We start from the raw sequence: 17137 nt of genomic DNA on the forward strand, positions 1-17137 counted from the left end.
TCTCGGAGGCTAGAAGCCAGCCGATACTCCTGCTGGACTTATTTGCTTCCAGGGCAAAGCTTAAACGATACGCTCCCTCGATCGGCAGCTGACGCATCCACGATCTTGAAGCTCGCGCGCGATTGCACGACCACCGTCTCGGACGTGGTCGTGGGCACGACCGGGCTTCCGTCCCCGGCGGCGGCGCAGGAGGTCGCTATTTTGTACGTCTTGCCATGGGCGTCTATGATCTTGCTGACGCATTTGCCGTCGTGCGGGCCGCCCAGCCCCTGCCCGTCGTATGTCCGCAAAGCAGCCAACGGCGCCCCCCCGCATGCCAGATCCGCTTGGACGTAATTGCCGTGGGACAGCGGCAGCGGCTCCGCGAGGACAGACCCGGCGCAGACAACGGACGCCGAAAACACGCCAGCGGCGTAGATCTGGGAAGCAACGGATTTCATGCGCAAACACCATGCGACGGTGGATCTTGCCGGCCGGTTTCGACTTGGCTGGTACGAAGCATCAATATTGCGCGCCAAGTCTCCCGACCTACCGATATAATTATTAACTCAGTCAGATTTCGGCTCTGTTTCAAAAGATCAGCGGCTCGGTTACGCTTGAAATTATGATATTCTCATCCTGTCAGATGATTGGCAGCAATCGTGTGAGGATCATGGTTCGACGCGGATCCACGGTCAGGCTGGCCGTTTGAAGTTTGGGCGTACGTACCGATGGAGTAAGCCAGCCCGTTCCTGGTTGCGATATGAGGAATACCCTTCGTCCGCGGGATCAGCGGGCTGCGCCGTCTCGCAGGTGAGGATGGTAGCGCCTGCTGACGAAGCCGCGCTCATCTGTGCGGCGACGATGCTACGCTGTATACCGCGACCCCGAAAGGCTGGCCGGGTCGCCTCGATCCCGAACCAAGCGGCCCCGTCTCGGACGAACATACTGCCGACGCCGGCGACCTCACCGTCCACCAGGGCGCCGAAGCATCGCCATGACGGACGGTCAACAAGGGCAGCAAACCAGGCCTCGCACACCGCTGGCAGGCCAAATCCTTCCACAACGGCTCGCCCGAACGCCTCAGCCCCTACGCCACTCAAAACCTCGATGTTTGCCGGCCCATCGCTCGGAGCGCGCGGGCTAAGATCATCCGTCGCGACGAATTTCGCCCAGCCTGATCCCGCTTTCGATATAGCGGCACGCGCAAGATACTCGTCTAGGACAGGCGTTTGAGCACCGGGTGCGATTTGGAGCGCCCAGGAGACCGCATGCTCGTCCAGCCAAGAGGCTACAGCATTGAGGTCGTCGGCTGATGGTGCGATCTGCGCACCGACGGCCATCGCCCGATTCAACTCCGTAATCGGGATAGCCCGACAGCCCAGCAGCCCCATGTCGGCGATGGTCGTGCTGGCCAGACCGAGGCTGTCGCGCACATGATCGGGGGCGGAGGCAAACAGGTCGAGCCATGCGTCGCGCTCGATCAGCTCCGCGAGACGATCTGTATTCTTCACGAGGGACAACCTCTTGTCGCAGCAGCAATCGGCATGTTCGCTTCCCGCAGAACCGCGGGAGCAGGCCATGCGAGATCATTGATTTTCGGAGAGATCCTTCCCGCGAGCTTTGGTGACGAGGCCGTCCAGAACGCCGAGGATCGTGGCTGGCGTGTCGATCGCCGCCATGTCCGCCGCGATTGCCGCCGCCCGCTTGCGGTAAGACGGCTCGGACAGGACTCGGTCGACCGCCGCGCGCAGATCTTCAGCCGCAGGCCGTTGCGAGGGGATCTCGATGCCCACCCCTGACCACGCCACCCGTGCGCCGACCTCAGCCTTGTCCTCGGTGCGGCCCGCCGCCACAATGGGTACGCCGGCGCGAAGGGCAAGCTGTACGGTCCCGTAGCCGCCGTTGGTGACCAATACGTCGACCTTCGGCAGGAGCGCCGCAAAATCGAGGAATTCGGCAAGCCGAGCGTTCGTCGGGATCGGGCCATGCACGTTCCTGATCGGTCGGCGGCCGGTGGTCACGAGCACCAGCAGGTCGTCGCGCTCGCCAAGCGCGGCGAGGGTCGGCTCGACGAGTTCGCCGAAATCGGCGTTTGCGACCGTGCCCTGGGTCACGAGCACCACCTTCCTGGACCCGTCGAGCTCGTCCCACCACTCTGGCAACGTGGAGTCCCGCTGCGGTGGGGGCGGTAACGCGCCCACGAAACGAACGTGGTCAGGCAGCGGTCCGAAGTCGTATTCGAAGGCCGGTACGGTCGTCTGCAGGAAAGCGTCGGCCATGAGATGGCGCGAGTGTAGCACCGAGCACGGCAACGGCGGCAGGCCCATGGCGGCGAGCTTCGCGTCCGCATAGGCGCGGATCGGCGTACCGAAAACGTCGTCGGCTCCGACCGCCATGGCCGCGTAGGTCTTCCGCGTGGCCTCGTCGCGTGCCGGCGGCAACCCAATCATCGACGGGGCGCCGTCCGGCCTGTCCGCCACCATGATCGTGATGCTGCAGGCGACGATCGGCGGTCGGGGTGTCTCGCGATCTAGGAACAAGGCCGTGGCGCCGAAGAACAGATCATCGACGACGACGATATCGGGGCGATCCGCCGCGATGATCCGGCGCAGCGTCTCGGCCTGTGGCGGCATTGGATCGAGGAAGATCCGCTCGAAATTGTAGCGGAGCTGCTCCGGCCCCGGGGGCAGGCTGGCGCGCTCGGGCAACACCTCCTCGACCCGCGTGAAATCGATGTCCGCGCCGGCGGCGAGCGGCACGAAGCGCGCACCCGATGCTTCGACGGACGGCCGAAGGTACGCGCCCGTCGCGACCAGGGCCTCGTCGCCGCGAGCCAGGACCATGCGCACGATCGCAAGAAGCGGGTTCAGGTGGCCGGCGGCCGGTGTGGCGGCAAACAGGATCTTCATGCGGTCCCCGTAGCGGAGCAAGCGATGGTCAGCCGCACGCGCCGCGCCAGCCTATGCTCGGCGGTCGACGACTGTTTTCGCTCCTGCTTGGGTGTCTGCGCCCAGTCGGCTACGGCAGCATGTCAGCCGCAAAGAAGAGGGTTACAGCCGTAACGCCGGACCGCCGGCCATCCGCGGCTCACTCGCGGCGGACGCAACGCTCGTCTGGGTCTCCGGCTGCTCGTAGGGCCGCTGGGAGGGATCGTAACGACCGAGCTCGACCGGAAGCGGGACGACCGCGGAGGGGCACAAGACCAGGGTCCGGTCGCCCCCGGGCCGACGAGGCCATACGATCGACGAATGACGGCTTTCGGGAAACACCGACGGCGATCCGCATGGCCGTACTGGATCGATCGTGGGCTGCCCGCTTTTCCGGCAGCTCTTCTCCGAAGCGGACATCGCGATCTGAGCGGCGCTCCATCCCCACCCGATCGCTGCCAAGCGGTCATTCAAGTGTCGTCTCTTCGCGAGGGTCGCTGAGCAAACTCCGCAATATTTCGATCCCACCGCGCGTGCGATATGGCTTCTGCAGCAACGTGAAGCCATTGGTGTCTTGATCCTCCCGGAGATAGCCGGAGGACAGTAGAATTGACATTTTCGGCTATTGCTGACGGATCATGTGTCCAAGGTCGGTGCCGTTCGTTGCACCGGGCCTGTTCACGTCGCCGCGCGGCGGCGACCCAGGCTCCCGCCTTCGTACAGGATGCGCGGCTGCCGGCCCGCGTAGCTGACGCCGAGGTCGAACCGTGCGGAGCCCACCTTGCGCGCACCCCGGGCCGGGTTGGCCACTTCAAAGTCGATGACTGCCCGCGCGGCACATTTGGCCTGCGGCACGTTGCAGGTCACGCGCAGGGTCCCGGGCCGGATGGCGTAGCGGCGCTGGGGCCATTGCCTGATGGCGGCTCGCTTTTCATCGATGAGCTGCCCCTGCGTATAAGGACGCCCGTAGAACTGCACCGTGGGTCCGTACATGTACGGAACGCCCGCGACCGCGCCACCGTCATTCGAGGACCAGATCGCGAGGTAGCGCTCGGCGATGAAGGCCGTGCGTCGTTGCATCTCCGGCCCTGATTGCGCCAGGGCCGGAAACGAGCACAGGACGAGGCCGGCGCAGAGCAGCGGCAGGGCTGGCACCGGCATGCGCGGAGCTCCAGTTCGGGTGCGGGGAGGGCTCAAAATCGGCCGCCCGGCCCGGAGAGCCAGCGCATCAGGCCGTCCGAGGCGGGGACGCCCCGGTGGACCCTCACGCGCGGTTCGTCGTCCGGCTCGTTGTCTTGCCTGACAACGGGGACCTCGCGAACGCGCGGGGTGTCGTCGCGGCCCTCAAGGCTGGCCGTGCGATACGGGGGCGCGACGGTCCCGCGATCGCGGCGCGACTCCGCCCGCCTGACCGCGCTCCGGATATCGTCGGCCGCGGCGAGGGATGGCAGGTTCCGCGACGGCACCGGCCGAGATCGGGGCGCAGGGCGTTGCGCCTCGGCATTACGGACGCGCGAATACCCATCATCCTCAGGCTCTGAGGCCCGGATGCGCCGCGGGGCTTCCGCGACCCGGAGGCGCGCGCGCCCGTCATCCGCCCCCAGCGGGCGAACGCGCAGGGGCGCCTGCGTCGTCTTGGTGCGGAGACGGTCTTCCTCTTCCGAGGGCCGAATGCGCCTGGATACGTCCGCGATACTTACGCGTGGGCGCTCGTCACCCTGTTCGGGCGGCCGGACCATCCTCGTCCCCTCAGCGGCACTGGCAACCGGGCGCCTGCCACCCGCGTCCGATGCGCGAGCACGCCGGGGCACTTCGGCGACACGCTCCTCGGATGAATGGGCACGCTTGATGGCCAGCGCCAGATCAGCCTCATCCCCGTCCGGGGGAGGGGTCCGCCCGTCGGATTGCGCGAGCCGGTCGCGTACCCGACCCACGTCATCCGGCAATCGGACGACAGGCGGGGAAACCGGGTTGGCCTGCGGTCCGGGAGCCCGGCCTTGTTCGGCCACGCGTACGCCCTCCTTGGCTCGCGCGTCAGCCGGCTCTGGGGTGAATGTCAGCTTCGACGGCGCCGGCTTGGCCCTCACCGGTTCCGACCAGGGCAGCGACTGCCCGTGGGCTTCAGCCCGCAGGCGTTCGGAGAGAGAGGGCGCGGCTTCGTGAGGTGCTCCCGGAGTGTCCCTGTGAGCGTCGCCGCGGGACATGTACGCGCTCGTGCTCGCCACACCGGCTACGAAGGCGACGGCGACAGCGGACAGGAACCTCGTTGACGCGGCCATGGACTACCTCCCAGGGACGGCAGGTGGTGTCACGGTCCGTACGCGACAACCACACAGCTAAGACTAAGACCGTCAGTCCCCAGGTCGGCGCGGTGGGGAACTGGATACCGCAAGCGCCGGCTCACGGCTTTTTCATCCGGCCTCGGCCAGTTGCTCGGCACGCGATGCGGCCCTGAAGCCCTCGCTGTCGAAAACCAAACAGGACAGCGCAGCGTGGAGCCTTATCGGCGCCCGCGGTCCGCCGCGGCGAGACTCCCACGACATGACCGACCTTGCCGCCAACATAAACGACCCGTGTTGACTGTCCTGGCTACAGCACCGAACTCCATCGCCTGCTGCGCAAGAACAGAACAAGAAGAACAACGATCGGGATTGGCATCCCTATGCGCCACAACAGCCCGCTCGTGAGCGTTGTTTCATCCCAAGCTGCATGGCTAATGAAATCAACCGGGGAAGCGTTCCATCAGGCGTGCTCATCGTTTCCGCGATGGGCCGGGCAGCTAACCCAAGCACGAGGGCGGTTCATCAGCAGGCGGCTTCTGCCGCCCAACGCTGATGTGCGACCGGCTCCTCGGCTTGCAGGACGTGGCCGGCCGCCGTGCTGGCTGACGATCAGCTTTTCTTATTGGCGCGGTGGTGGCCAACGGCACAGCCAGCGGCGGCGCCGGCTTTGCCGTGGCCGACCATCTTACCGCCTAAGCCACCCACGACAGCGCCTTTGAGGCAGCCCTTTGCCTCCGCCGCGCCAGCACCTGCGAGAACCAGAGCAGCCAAAGCTGCCGAGAGCATCAGCATCCGCATAGCAGTCTCCCAAACCGATCCAGGCCGTCGAAACGGCGGTGCGCGTCGCTTCGTTCCGTCACGCATATGACCCTGCTGAGGGGATCTCGTACGCGTAACGTCCGTCGAAACGGTCTCCTGATGCCTTCCGGCGAAACAGCGTGCGCCAGCGCCGCCACGGATGCTCGGGCCGGTCGTGGGTCATGCGGCACCGCCGGCAGAGTGCCGCGAGGTTGCCCGGAACCCACGTCAACCGTGCGCCAACGCACTGTCGCGAGCCGCGGCACCCGGTCGGCCGTGCGGCCCGACACAGATCCTCCTGGCGGTCCGGGTTCAGCCTGTGACCTGCGGCAAGCCCGCCGCTTAGAGGCTTATCGCCATGTCCCGCCCCGTTGCAGTGCTCGCTGAGGACGAGCCCTTGATCCGTTTGGAAGCCGCCGACATGCTCGGTGATTTCGGCTTCGACGTGCTGCAGGCCAGCACCGCCAGTGACGCGCTTCTGCTCCTCGAAGCGCTCAACGGCGCCGCCCTTCTCTACACGGACATCGACATGCCAGGCCGCATCAACGGCCGTCAGCTGGCGCACGAGGTCGTCGCACGCTGGCCGTCGACAGCGATTATCGTCTGCTCTGCACGATCGGCTGAGGATGCCGCGCTACTGCCGCGCGGCGCCTTCTTCATCGGCAAGCCGTGCGCCGAATGGGTAGTCCGCGAAGCACTCACGTCGCTTCAGCTGCATTGAAGCTGTCGTCGCACGCTCGAAGCGGTTTTCGCTTGGCGGGTTTCGCTCGGCGGGTTTCGCTTGCAATCGGTTCAGCAGCGGCTGCGCCCGCCTCTGGTGCCGGGCCGCCCATCGTCGCTGCAGGCCGATGCACTTCGATCAACACCCCGATCAGGTGAAGCAGTTCGTGATGCTGCGGGCCTGGCGGATTGCTGCAGAGGAACCGACCGGCGTCGTCACGAGAAGCGAGGCCACCGGATGATGTGTTCGGCTCGTGCAGCACGAAGACATCGGCCGGATGATGGCTCAGACGCGGTCTGTTCGGTGTCCTTCGACCGGTTTTGCGGCTGCCGGATGCCGACCCCGCCGCCGGTCTCGGGGATCATTTATGGCTCTTCTCTTTCCAGAGAGCGGCGAAGAAACGGGTCAGCCCTTGCGCGTCGATATCTGCTGGCAGCTCGACCTGAGCCCGGGTCTCTGACGCTTGGTGGTCGGCCCTGTCTGCCGCCTCATGCAACACTTGCGTCAGGAGAGGCGGCCACTCCACCCCATGATCCTGCAGCAGGCGTGCGGCCTTCGCCAATGCGGTCATCTGATCCGCGGGCATTTCGCGCCCCATGATCTTCGCGTCGAGCGCACGGTCGGACAGCACGGTGCAGAGGCGTAGGACCTCGGACAGCTGTTCAGGGGAGGGAGGTTGGACGGTCATGTCTGATCCCTCCGTCGCGACCTGCTGACACCCCGCCGCCTGGGGCTGGGCTGCCGCCCGGCGGTCATGAAGGTCGCCAGGCTGCGTCAGCATTGTCGTCACGGCCGCAGCCACGAAGCAATCCCCCACGGTGTCCTCGACGCAGTCGCCTCTACGTTCACTGCACCAAACGCGCGCATCACGCATTCCTGCATGCGCCGCAGCCATGCGCGTGCGTCCGTGGTCCGCGCCTCGGCCTGCTCGGCGCTCCACAGGCTCACGCCGGTTGGAGGCGCGACTGCTTGCCTCGACGATGACGGCGAACAGGACAGTGCCGCGATCCTCAGATGGCTGCTTCACGTGCTTGGCCATGTGCCACCGATCCGTCAGCAAGCTCGGCCGCACCGGGTTGGCGGGTATGGAGGAGCGGGGTCCTAGAGAGCCGGCTCAGACCTGTCCGGGCTGGCACCCATAGGGTGGCACAGCGCGCGGAAACCGTTCCTTGATGCGCATGCAGCCCCAGGCGCGCATTGGCTCGGGCAAGCGCCGGTTCACCTCGATCCCGACCTCGTCGTAGGGCGACGGACCGGCTGTCACATAGCTATACCAGCGCCAGCCGATCGTACCGATGCCAGCCAGCGCGACGGCAAGGGCGACGGACACAGCCAACGCTGTCCTTGATTGAGGGCGCTGCTCTTCGCTCCGCATGTCGGACGCTTCCCATCCACGTTGACTTGTCCGTGCCGCCCGGCCGACATGAGCCTTTCCGGCGCGGTCGCGCTCGGAGAACAGCTTATCATCCGCCGGCCTTCAGCGAAGCCGTCGAACAGCTGCCGAGGGGCAGCGGGCGGCCCTGCGGTGACGGTCCGAGCCCGGACGGTATGCCGAACGGCTCGGCAGGCGGTCCAGCTTCTCCAGGGATGAAGGTCTCGACGGTGATGCGCCCAGCACGGGCTCGAAGCAGGCCACTCCGCTTTCGCCGCAGCGTCGTGCGCGACCTGCGGAACCGCATCCGCTTCGCTCTGGTCGGACTGCTGATCCTGATCGGCCTGCACGTCGCCGCCATGATGGCCTTCGAGGGCCTCAGCTTGGGTGAAGCGGTGTGGCTGACCTTCACCACCATCACCACCACGGGCTACGGCGACCTTTCCGCCAAGACGCCCGCAGGTCGAGCAGCAACCATCGTACTGATCTACCTGTCCGGCATCTTCCTACTCACCCAGGCCGGGGGCGCGTTCTTCGAGTTTCGGATCCTCCGGCGCGAGCGCAAGCGTCGAGGCGAATGGAGGTGGGGCATGCGCGACCACATCGTTTTCGTGAACGCGCCCGCTGATGAGCCCGGCGACTATCTGCGGCGCCTCCTCGACCAGTTGCACCGGTCCCACGCCAACTTTGCCACCGTGCCTTCCTTGATCCTGACCGAAGCCTTTCCGGACGGCCTACCGCCCGATCTCGAGGACGATCCGCTCATCGTCCAGTTGAAGGGCCGCTTCGACGATCCTGCCGCCCTCGAAGCCGCCGGCGTTGACGACGCCCGCGTGCTCGTCATCCTCGCGGAGCAGGAAGGTGAGCGCCTGTCCGACAGCCGCACGTTCGACATCATCCATCGCTTGCGCGAACGTGGGATCAAAGCCCGCATCATCGCTGAGTGCGTCGATGACCTGAACCGCGAGCGCCTCAGGAAGGCAGGCGCGTCGGCCATCGTCAGGCCTCTGCGCGGCTACCCTGAGATGATCGTCCGCGCCATTGTCGCGCCCGGTACGGAGTGGATCATCGAGCGATTGTTCTCCAGCGAGGGTGACGAGTGCCTTCGTTTCGACGTGAAGGTCGATGGCGTCGCCTGGGCTGACATTGTGACGGCCGTCTTGATCCAGAACTTCGGCACGCCAGTCGGCTATGCGGATGCGCAGGGAACGCCACACAGCAACCCGCCCCCGCACACCGCTGTCGTCGCCGGGGCGCTGTTCGTGCTTGTCGACGAGACGCAACGGCCCACGAGTGCGGCGCTCCAGAAGCTGCTCGACGAGTTGGCTCATCGCAGAACGGCATGAGGATAAGGATCCGGCCCGAGGCGTCGCGGACGGTGCAAGGGTTCGGTAACCGACGGCCGTCACCGTCGCGGGTATGTCAAAGCGAACGATCCGAACCCTGAGAGGCGCTCTCTGGATCGCTGCCTTCGCGCTCTGCTGTTTCTCGGCCGCGATGCTGGTGGAGGCCAATCGGCCCGCTGAACCAGCGGTCGCGCGTCTGCCATCTGCTGATCCCACGGTGACCGGCGCGATCAACCAAGCGCCGATCCGGTGGTGTGGAGCTGCTGCTTGGTGCCGCTGAACGCTGACCTTACCTGACCCGGACCCAGAAAACGCGCCCTCAGCCCGGACCGAAGCGATGAGGGCGTCAACCATGGGCCTGACACGGTTCCTGAACCACCCTCCCGGTTGAGCCGTTGCAGCACGAAAGATCGTGCGGCACCAGGAGGTCACCGTGGCTGAGGCAAAGCGAATGGTCGATGCGCTGGTTCGCGACCGGGAGGGCAGCACCATCGCCGCGACAGCCGCACTGGGCGGCGTTGCGCTGATCGTCGGCCTGGCATTGAGGGCGCTCCCGCGGCGTGGGCCCGTGCAGGACTCGGCAGGTCCATCTCACGACACAAGCCCGCCTGCGGTTTCTCGCACGCCGTTCGATCACACAGAGGTCAGCGAGGACGAGGCCCGAACCATGTTGCGGGCCATGGTCGCTGCCACGCTGGCGGACGGACTCATGGATGCCGCGGAACGGGAGCGGCTCTACGGCGCCCTTGCTGCTGCCCAGATCGGCGATGCTGGCCGCGCCTGGCTGGACAAGGAACTGACCGAGCCAGCCGACGTCGATGAACTTGCCGCCGGGGTGAGCGGCCCGGAGCAAGCCGCTCGCATCTATGCTGCAGCCCGGCTCGCAATCGATCCGGATACGTTGCAGGAAAGGCAATTCCTCAAGATGCTCGCCGAGGCGCTCGACCTGCCGGGTGAAGCCACAGCGCGGCTGGAACAAGAACTTGGCGCCTAGGATCTGACCTCATGAGGTCCTTCGAGCGGCGCACGCACCCTCGTTGTCCCGCTCCCGGCAATTGCTCCAAGGATGTCTTGCTCCGGAGAGGACGATGGCTCCGGCGGGTGCGTAGCCGGGAACGGTGCGAGACGCTGTCGGGTTTGCCTAAGCCACTGTCGCACACCCGCGAACGTGGCCAGGAGAGAGCGTTTGTTCAAAGCACCGGCACTGACGGCTGGGCTGTTCGCAGCCAGCATGTTTCTCGCGCCTGTCCAGGCATCTGCAGCTCAGATCGGCATCGGAGCGGTTCCTGAGGCCGCCTCTTCGGTGCAGGACGTGCAGTATGGCTATGGCGGCCCGCGCTTCGGTTACGGTCGTCGGGGTTATGGCGGCCCACACTTCCGCGGGCGCGGCTATGGCTATGGCCGTGGGTATGGCCGCGGCTACGGTCGCGGATATGGTCATGGTTATGGGTACGGGCGTCGCGGGGGCTTCTAGTCGCTTCCCGAGCTGATCTCCGATCCTCCAGAGCCCGCCCGGTTCGCCGTGGCGGGTTTTCTAGTATCGGACCGGGTTAATCGGTTCTCAATTGCGTGCGCGGGAGCACCGCGGGCGTCTATGTTTTATGAGATGTTATCTTCCGGATAGAGCGACCAACACCTCCGGCGGAGGGTCAGATGTCCTACGCTCCAGCGACCCGACAAACGATCAGGCTCGACGAGGGCGACGTGACCATACTGCTTCCGGCCGACCTGTCCCGGAAGAGCATCGGCATACTCCAAACCCAGCTCGAAATGCTGGCCGCAGGATTGGGCTCAAGCAGCGGCAAGCATGACCGATCCTGCTTGCAGGGGTTAGCTGAGCTGGCAGCTTACGTCGCCGATCGATGAGCCTTGTCCCGGGAACCGTTCGGCCGCTTTCCACATCACGAGAACGACCTTGACGAGATGTGATGCGTGAGATGCCCGCCCGGCCGATCCGGGCGGGTTTTTACATGCGCTCAGACGGCCAGATCGGCCAGTTCGACAACCTCGCAGGTGTCGGCTCGCAGTCGCCAGTCGACGATGCTGGCGGCCTGACAGAACAGCGCCTTGGCGGCGTCGGCTGCGGCTTCCCCATAGCTGGCGGGCACGACGGTCTGTTGCTGCAGCACCCGGTGGTCGTGGCCGCGACCATCCGAAACGGTCTTGTGGAAGGTGACGAGGAACGTGCGCATGGCGTGCACCCCGGTTCGAGATGCCATCGACCTTAGATCCGCGGAGCGCAGGCCGCCACAATGCAGCGCAGGGAGGATGCGACCGTACGGGGTCCGCGATGCTCTGGGACAACGCAGGGCAGATCATCGGGTCTACGCGACGCTTCATCCCCGGATTCGGCGCCGCTGACGCGGTTGCCGCCCGGTGGCTTTGCCTGCGCCTCGCCAAAAGGCCTCAGACACGTCAGTTGAACAGCGAGCGGCTTTGCGGCGCGCTCCTGGCGGGGCGCGTCGCTTCTGTCGCGACATCGTGCAGAACCACGGGCAGGAGTCGGCGGCGAGGAAGCTTCGCTGCTTCGTTTCGGCCGTCGCTAGCCTTGTGCAGGCGCGCGATCCGCCATCCGGCCGTCCACGAAGCTGTGCTGCGCGGAGGTCCGGTCCAACTCGGCCCGCAGTTCCGCAAGGGTGACCTCTACACCGTTGGCAGCGAGATCCGCTTGGACGCGCTCCAGCAGGGCATCAGGTTTCAAACCGTCGATCCTCGCGGCAATCAGCGTCTGGGCATAGGCCTCCGATGTCATCCCATCGAGACCCAGCATCCGTATCGCCAAGCCTGCGACGGCTCGGATGCCCGAGATGTGGTTTACGAACCGCATCTCCTCGCCATGAATGTAGATGAACTCAGCCGCGCGCTCGCGATCCTCAAATGACCTCAGCATGGCCAGGCCCTCATTGAGTTACAGCCAGTATTCATACGCCTATTTTGAAGCGCCGCAATACTGGAAAGCTTAGCAAGATCTGTAGACAGCGGGCAGGCGCGAGTGGGGGAGTCTCTTCGGCGCCATCGGGCAGAACCACGGGCGGTCGATGGAAAGCGGGGTCGGTCAGCCTCCGCCACCGCCACTTCCACCCGTCCCGGGTCCGCCGAGATTGCCGTCCTTGTTCGGTGTATTCCAGTGGATGATGCCGTCGTCCGCGGGCCGCAACGTCGTGGCCGGCACACGCGGGAAGCCGAACGGCGGTGGCCCCTCGGGTCTTTCGCGAGGAAGCGATCTGTGGGCTCGACTGCGTTGGGCAACAGCCTCAGTGCTGCCGAGGCCTGCAAGCGCCACAACGAGGCATCTGACCACGGCGCTTTTCATGATCACTCCGCCTCGTGCAGAGCGCGCCTCCCAGCAGCGATGGTGCCGCGCATATCCGCAAGATAGCCATCGCGGTGTCGGTGTCGAGACAGTCCTCACTCCTTCGCGGCGACTGAAATCGGCGCGCAAGCAAGAATGCTGATGTGACGCCGGGCACATCGGATCCAACGAAAACAGAATAGGTCTCCGCAGTGCCGTGAAGCCAAGCGCGACACTGCGAGGCCTGCGCCATGCCCCGGATAAGCCACATCGCCGATATTGCCATCTTCGTAGCAGGCACTGCCGCGGCGGCTGTCGCCGGACAAACTCTGCTGATGCCTCAGGTTCACGTATGGGAAGCTGAGATTGTTGCAGCGTTCGTGCACGGGCTACCACGATAGTCGGACCCGTGGTCGTTACGTGAGCTTTCGATGTTGCCGCGCCTTCGGGATGGCGATCAACAGCCGGCAGGCCTGCCCGGCCTGGCCCCGATCAGAAGTCCAAGAGATTGCGTCAGCGCACCCTCTGAGGCGCTCACCTGGGCTTTCGCACCGGCGATGCTCTGCTCCGAGCGTGCCACGTCAGCAAGGCCGGCCGCCAGCTCCCCCCGTTGCATCGCCTTGGCTTCGGCGGGCTGCCTCACTTGGCGGCCGGCCGACCTTCAGACATCGCTCGACTTCGCCCCACCGGCAGCGACGACAAGAGCCAGGGCGGCGAGGGCTGTGCGCACGGCGCGAGCGTGGCTCAGCCTTCGCCGGCGGCAGCCCGTTTGATGGGGAGGTCCTGAGCCGAGGGCAGACGGGGACTCCGACGCCCAATCCTTCAGCGGGCCAGCCTTGCCGGGAGCACTGACGGGGCCGTGTTCGACGCAGCAGAAGCCGCGAAAGAGGCTACGAGGCCTGCCAAGGAACGCACATCCTCTGGCTGGCGTGGATCGCGAGCGACTGCCGCTGCTTCCCGCTCCAGCCGGAGGTTGCAGGCCTTCGAGGGTAGGCCGACATCCGGCGTGCAGTCGTCGTGACGGGCACACGCAGCATCCAGAGCGTCGATCGGTGGTAGCGGAGCGTTGTTGCCTGGGCCGCAGTAATTGCCGTGAAGGAGGAACTTCGGTCCGCCGTTGGCGGCAGGCTGAGCGAGTGCCGGACCGGCGCATACGGCGGCGAGGGTAGCCGCCGCCACGAAGACAGCGCGAGACATCATGGTGATGATCCTCCAGCACCGACGCCACGCGAAGTCACACGGTGACGATGTGCTCGGAACAGAAGAGCACGGCGCCTCACTATGCGCTGTGACAAAGATCACAGATCCAGGGCTACCCAAGCCCTCGCAGCAGCTTCATCGTTGTGGCCTCCCAGAGAGGCACCTGAGCCCTAACGGCCACCCTGTTCGGTGCGAGCGCTTGTTCTACTCTTACCCGGCAGGCTCTGATGAGCGTGAATATTGGCGGCCTGCCGCACCCCACCGCGGACGTTCGACGCTGCCGCCGGGACCGGCCTTACCGAGCAGGAGCAGGCAGCCGTCTGGCCCGAGAGGCTCGACGGTCAGGGCGCTCGCCCACACCGCGAACTCGCCGCGCAGGTGCTGCCGCAGTCAGCCGAGCAGGTCGCGGATCTCGTCGTCCGATCGGGCCGCCTCCGCGAGCGCGGATATTATGCTTTCATCATGGGTTGTCCGGGTTCAAGTGAATTGGAGACCTGCCGTGAAGAAGCTCCTACTTGGCGCATGCGCCTTGGCCCTATCATCCTTCGTGGTGACACAGACGACCACGCCCGCTGACGCGCGTTCACGTCATATGAAGTCGGCCAAGCGGACCGGATCCCCTATCACGAACAACACCGGTGGGCGTGGTTCGGCGAGCTCTGCTGCAGGCGGCAATGCAGGTCAGCCGTCGCGCGGTTCGCGGTCGACCGGTAGCGGCGGCGGCAGTAGCAGCGGCGGCGGCGGCTAAACCTCCCGCAACCTCAGCCGTTGGCTCGAGAGAACACGGCGCGCTTCTTCCCGTTATTCTTTGCCCGCCCGGCTCCGGCCGCGGCGGCTTATTTCGTGCGCGCCGCCCCAGTAGTACGAATCTGACGCTTGGTGCCCGCTCGCGAGGCCGGCTTAGGGTGGAGAGCGGCCCCTGACCCCTCGCCCTGAAGCAGACGTTCTGCCTCCGACCCATTGCAGAAGGTAGGAAGGTCCGCTTCCAGGCAATCCGATAGGTTCGGCAACTTCTGGCCAGAGGCGGAGTGGCTGCTCCGGAACAGATCGACCGCGAATGTCGACCTTCAGACGCCGGTCTATGCCAGCCTGTTGATATGCTGGAATCGACTTATAGGAATAGAACACGAGCCTGCTCGAACATGTCGGCCACTTCAACGGCAACGGCGCGGATCGACGGGTCCTTCTTGTCGCGACTGCGAGTAAGCAGGAAAACTTCCTTGCTCGGCGGCACGGGGCGGAGATCGGTGATCCGCAACGACGGGTCGCTACGCCCGATATAGTGGGGAAGAAGCACAAGCCCGGCGCCGGACCGCGCGGCGATTGATTGCGCGAACTGGTCATGCGCCCGGAAGGCTAGGCGCGCGCGTGGGAAATGCCGTGTCATCCACGCCGCTTCGGGCAAGTAGGCATCCGCCTCGTCGAACCCGATGAACACCGGATCGGAGCCCGCCTCGACCGAACGGCAGGCCTCGTCCGTACCATAGAACCCGTACCCGACTGTCGTGAGCGGACGTGCGACCACGTCGCCATCGGTAGGTCGCCTGAAGCGGACCGCGATGTCCGCCTGATGGCGCTCCAGGCTTATGGAGCGATGATTGGCTGCCAGGTCGATGTTGAGCCTTGGATACCGCGACGCCACCGTCGCGAGGCGCAAGGCGAGGAAGCCGTTCGACATCGCTGGTGAAGCGTTGATCCGCACCAGACCGCTTGGGCCCTCATCCACGGCGCCTCGACCGAGGATCTCGGCCGCCTGTTCCATGTCGCTCGCCGCTTCGAGCGCGTGCGTTCCCGCCGGCGTCAGGACATAGCCTTCAGGCCGCCGCTCAACGAGCTTGTCTCCGAGGCTCTCCTCCAGGGAGCGAAGCCTTCGAGAGACAGTCCCGTGGTTCACGGAGAGCGTCCGAGCGGCCGCGGACAAGCTGCCGTGCCGCGCGAGCGCCAGGAAGATCCGCACGTCCTGCCAGTCAAGCTCTGTGCGTTTTCTATCAGCCATTGATCGAAGATAGCGAATTTTTTCCCTGGAGGAACTGCCGTACATGCGAGCCGGCGGAGCGGCCCCGCACGTGGCCATCAAGGAAATCCAGCGATGTCGGACACCAAGAAGGTTGCCATCGTCACCGGTGCCTCGCAGGGGCTCGGTGAGGGCATCGTTCAAGGGTTTCGTGCCCGGGGTTATGGCGTCATCGCCACCTCTCGCTCGATCCGGCCCTCGACCGACCCGGATCTGATAACGGTCGCCGGCGACATCGGCGATCCGGACACGGGCAAGCGGCTGGTCACAGCGGCAGTGGAGAAGTTCGGCCGCGTGGACACCCTGGTGAACAATGCCGGCATTTTCATCGGCAAGCCGTTCACCGAGTACACCGAGGAGGACTACCGGCTGAAGCTGAGGACCAACCTCGACGGCTTCTTCTTCACGACCCAGCAGGTCATTCCCGTGATGCTCAAGCAGGGCAGCGGCCATGTCGTGCAGATCACGGCGTCCACGGCGGAGTTCGCCAGTTCACTGTCTCCCGCCTTCATAGCCATGCTGACGAAGGGCGGGATGAACTCAGCCACCAAGAGTCTGGCCATCGAGTACGTCAAGCGCGGCATCCGCGTGAACGCCGTGGCCCCTGGCGTCATCAAGACGCCGATGCATTCGCCGGAGAACTACGACGCTCTGGCCGCCTTCCATCCCATGAACAAGGTCGGCGACATCGAGGACATTGTCCGGGCCGTGCTCTACCTTGAGGACGCTGCCTTCACCACAGGCGAAATTCTCCACGTCGATGGCGGTTTGATCGCCGGTCGCTGACCCGTACGGGGGGTGAGCGCATCGGGCGCCCTCCTGTTCTTCTCGGAGAGCCACATGCCGATCGTGAACATTCTCGTGACCCGTGAAGGCACCACTCCGGGCGCGGACCGCACCACCGACGAGCAGAAGGCCGCGGTCTACAAGGGCATTGCCGATCTACTCTTCGATGTGATGGACAAGCCTCACGAGGAGACGATCGTCGTCTTCCACGAGCACGGGATCGCGGACCTGGGACAAGGCGGCCTGCCCCTGCGCGACTACCGCGCGTCGAGGGCATGACCGCCAAACCCGGCGGGAACGGTCATGCGACTTCCCGAGCGGCTCGAAATGCCCGCATCGGGCACGATGCCGAAGGGCGGCCTGAAAGGCCAAAACGGGTGCAACATTGCCTGAGTCGCGGCGGAACATGCATCCGCT

At 65.5% G+C, this 17137-nt stretch carries 18 protein-coding genes; 6 read left to right on the forward strand and 12 right to left on the reverse strand.

The window, feature by feature from the left end:
- Positions 1–38: 38 nt before the first annotated feature.
- From ABIE45_RS18465 to ABIE45_RS18485, 5 genes are all read right to left on the reverse strand, one after another.
- Complete coding sequence (locus ABIE45_RS18465) at positions 39–440, reverse strand: hypothetical protein (RefSeq protein ID WP_192709352.1); 402 nt, start codon at positions 438–440, stop codon at positions 39–41.
- Between the two features lie 234 nt (positions 441–674).
- Positions 675–1493, reverse strand: a complete 819-nt coding sequence (locus ABIE45_RS18470; RefSeq protein WP_192709353.1) for a GNAT family N-acetyltransferase — start codon at positions 1491–1493, stop codon at positions 675–677.
- 75 nt (positions 1494–1568) lie between these two features.
- Positions 1569–2891 (reverse strand): glycosyltransferase, encoded by a 1323-nt coding sequence (locus ABIE45_RS18475; protein ID WP_192709354.1) that lies wholly within the window; start codon positions 2889–2891, stop codon positions 1569–1571.
- A gap of 696 nt (positions 2892–3587) precedes the next feature.
- The gene (locus ABIE45_RS18480; RefSeq protein ID WP_192709355.1) at positions 3588–4070 is read right to left on the reverse strand and encodes a hypothetical protein; all 483 of its coding nucleotides are present in this window, start codon (positions 4068–4070) and stop codon (positions 3588–3590) included.
- Between the two features lie 1730 nt (positions 4071–5800).
- Positions 5801–5989 carry a hypothetical protein gene (locus ABIE45_RS18485; protein ID WP_192709356.1) on the reverse strand — a complete coding sequence of 63 codons (189 nt, stop codon included), beginning with the start codon at positions 5987–5989 and terminating at the stop codon, positions 5801–5803.
- Between the two features lie 358 nt (positions 5990–6347).
- Here ABIE45_RS18485 and ABIE45_RS18490 point away from each other — a divergent pair, with 358 nt between their 5' ends.
- A complete protein-coding gene (locus tag ABIE45_RS18490; RefSeq protein ID WP_210331870.1) occupies positions 6348–6710 on the forward strand; it encodes a response regulator in 363 nt (120 codons plus the stop codon).
- On the opposite strand, the gene ABIE45_RS18495 is transcribed toward ABIE45_RS18490, so the two are convergent.
- The 3 genes from ABIE45_RS18495 to ABIE45_RS18505 form a co-directional block, all read right to left on the reverse strand.
- Positions 6688–6972: a hypothetical protein gene (locus tag ABIE45_RS18495; protein WP_192709357.1), complete on the reverse strand. Its 285-nt coding sequence runs from the start codon at positions 6970–6972 to the stop codon at positions 6688–6690. The genes ABIE45_RS18490 and ABIE45_RS18495 overlap by 23 nt on opposite strands.
- Before the next feature lie 99 nt (positions 6973–7071).
- On the reverse strand, positions 7072–7749 hold the full coding sequence (locus tag ABIE45_RS18500) for a hypothetical protein (protein WP_192709358.1): 678 nt from the start codon (positions 7747–7749) through the stop codon (positions 7072–7074).
- Positions 7750–7824: 75 nt separating this feature from the next.
- Positions 7825–8040: a hypothetical protein gene (locus ABIE45_RS18505; RefSeq protein ID WP_373622450.1), complete on the reverse strand. Its 216-nt coding sequence runs from the start codon at positions 8038–8040 to the stop codon at positions 7825–7827.
- A 326-nt stretch (positions 8041–8366) separates the two neighbouring features.
- Between ABIE45_RS18505 and ABIE45_RS18510 the strand changes: the two genes are divergently transcribed.
- From ABIE45_RS18510 to ABIE45_RS18520, 3 genes are all read left to right on the forward strand, one after another.
- A complete protein-coding gene (locus ABIE45_RS18510; protein WP_284201530.1) occupies positions 8367–9428 on the forward strand; it encodes a potassium channel family protein in 1062 nt (353 codons plus the stop codon).
- A gap of 433 nt (positions 9429–9861) precedes the next feature.
- Complete coding sequence (locus ABIE45_RS18515) at positions 9862–10422, forward strand: tellurite resistance TerB family protein (RefSeq protein WP_192709360.1); 561 nt, start codon at positions 9862–9864, stop codon at positions 10420–10422.
- A 659-nt stretch (positions 10423–11081) separates the two neighbouring features.
- Positions 11082–11294, forward strand: a complete 213-nt coding sequence (locus tag ABIE45_RS18520) for a hypothetical protein (RefSeq protein WP_192709361.1) — start codon at positions 11082–11084, stop codon at positions 11292–11294.
- Between the two features lie 110 nt (positions 11295–11404).
- On the opposite strand, the gene ABIE45_RS18525 is transcribed toward ABIE45_RS18520, so the two are convergent.
- The 4 genes from ABIE45_RS18525 to ABIE45_RS18540 form a co-directional block, all read right to left on the reverse strand.
- Positions 11405–11620 (reverse strand): hypothetical protein, encoded by a 216-nt coding sequence (locus ABIE45_RS18525; RefSeq protein WP_192709362.1) that lies wholly within the window; start codon positions 11618–11620, stop codon positions 11405–11407.
- 350 nt (positions 11621–11970) lie between these two features.
- Positions 11971–12318: an ATPase inhibitor subunit zeta gene (locus ABIE45_RS18530; RefSeq protein ID WP_192709363.1), complete on the reverse strand. Its 348-nt coding sequence runs from the start codon at positions 12316–12318 to the stop codon at positions 11971–11973.
- Between the two features lie 1224 nt (positions 12319–13542).
- On the reverse strand, positions 13543–13920 hold the full coding sequence (locus ABIE45_RS18535) for a hypothetical protein (RefSeq protein ID WP_373622452.1): 378 nt from the start codon (positions 13918–13920) through the stop codon (positions 13543–13545).
- 1111 nt (positions 13921–15031) lie between these two features.
- Entirely contained in the window at positions 15032–15961 is a 930-nt protein-coding gene (locus ABIE45_RS18540; RefSeq protein WP_373622453.1) for a LysR family transcriptional regulator, read from the reverse strand.
- A gap of 48 nt (positions 15962–16009) precedes the next feature.
- Between ABIE45_RS18540 and ABIE45_RS18545 the strand changes: the two genes are divergently transcribed.
- On the forward strand, positions 16010–16720 hold the full coding sequence (locus tag ABIE45_RS18545; protein WP_192709364.1) for an SDR family oxidoreductase: 711 nt from the start codon (positions 16010–16012) through the stop codon (positions 16718–16720).
- Between the two features lie 54 nt (positions 16721–16774).
- Positions 16775–16999: a tautomerase family protein gene (locus ABIE45_RS18550; RefSeq protein ID WP_192709365.1), complete on the forward strand. Its 225-nt coding sequence runs from the start codon at positions 16775–16777 to the stop codon at positions 16997–16999.
- The last annotated feature ends 138 nt before the right edge of the window (positions 17000–17137 follow it).

The organism is Methylobacterium sp. OAE515, from assembly GCF_041806315.1.
In the GTDB taxonomy this organism is placed as follows: Bacteria; Pseudomonadota; Alphaproteobacteria; order Rhizobiales; family Beijerinckiaceae; genus Methylobacterium; species Methylobacterium tardum.

Coding starts and splice junctions, on each gene's coding strand:
- ABIE45_RS18465 (WP_192709352.1), bottom strand. CDS start 440: ATGAAATCCGTTGCTTCCCAGATCTACGCCGCTGGCGTGTTTTCGGCG.
- ABIE45_RS18475 (WP_192709354.1), bottom strand. CDS start 2,891: ATGAAGATCCTGTTTGCCGCCACACCGGCCGCCGGCCACCTGAACCCG.
- ABIE45_RS18480 (WP_192709355.1), bottom strand. CDS start 4,070: ATGCCGGTGCCAGCCCTGCCGCTGCTCTGCGCCGGCCTCGTCCTGTGC.
- ABIE45_RS18485 (WP_192709356.1), bottom strand. CDS start 5,989: ATGCGGATGCTGATGCTCTCGGCAGCTTTGGCTGCTCTGGTTCTCGCA.
- ABIE45_RS18490 (WP_210331870.1), top strand. CDS start 6,348: ATGTCCCGCCCCGTTGCAGTGCTCGCTGAGGACGAGCCCTTGATCCGT.
- ABIE45_RS18500 (WP_192709358.1), bottom strand. CDS start 7,749: ATGGCCAAGCACGTGAAGCAGCCATCTGAGGATCGCGGCACTGTCCTG.
- ABIE45_RS18520 (WP_192709361.1), top strand. CDS start 11,082: ATGTCCTACGCTCCAGCGACCCGACAAACGATCAGGCTCGACGAGGGC.
- ABIE45_RS18525 (WP_192709362.1), bottom strand. CDS start 11,620: ATGCGCACGTTCCTCGTCACCTTCCACAAGACCGTTTCGGATGGTCGC.
- ABIE45_RS18530 (WP_192709363.1), bottom strand. CDS start 12,318: ATGCTGAGGTCATTTGAGGATCGCGAGCGCGCGGCTGAGTTCATCTAC.
- ABIE45_RS18535 (WP_373622452.1), bottom strand. CDS start 13,920: ATGATGTCTCGCGCTGTCTTCGTGGCGGCGGCTACCCTCGCCGCCGTA.
- ABIE45_RS18540 (WP_373622453.1), bottom strand. CDS start 15,961: ATGTACGGCAGTTCCTCCAGGGAAAAAATTCGCTATCTTCGATCAATG.
- ABIE45_RS18545 (WP_192709364.1), top strand. CDS start 16,010: ATGTCGGACACCAAGAAGGTTGCCATCGTCACCGGTGCCTCGCAGGGG.
- ABIE45_RS18550 (WP_192709365.1), top strand. CDS start 16,775: ATGCCGATCGTGAACATTCTCGTGACCCGTGAAGGCACCACTCCGGGC.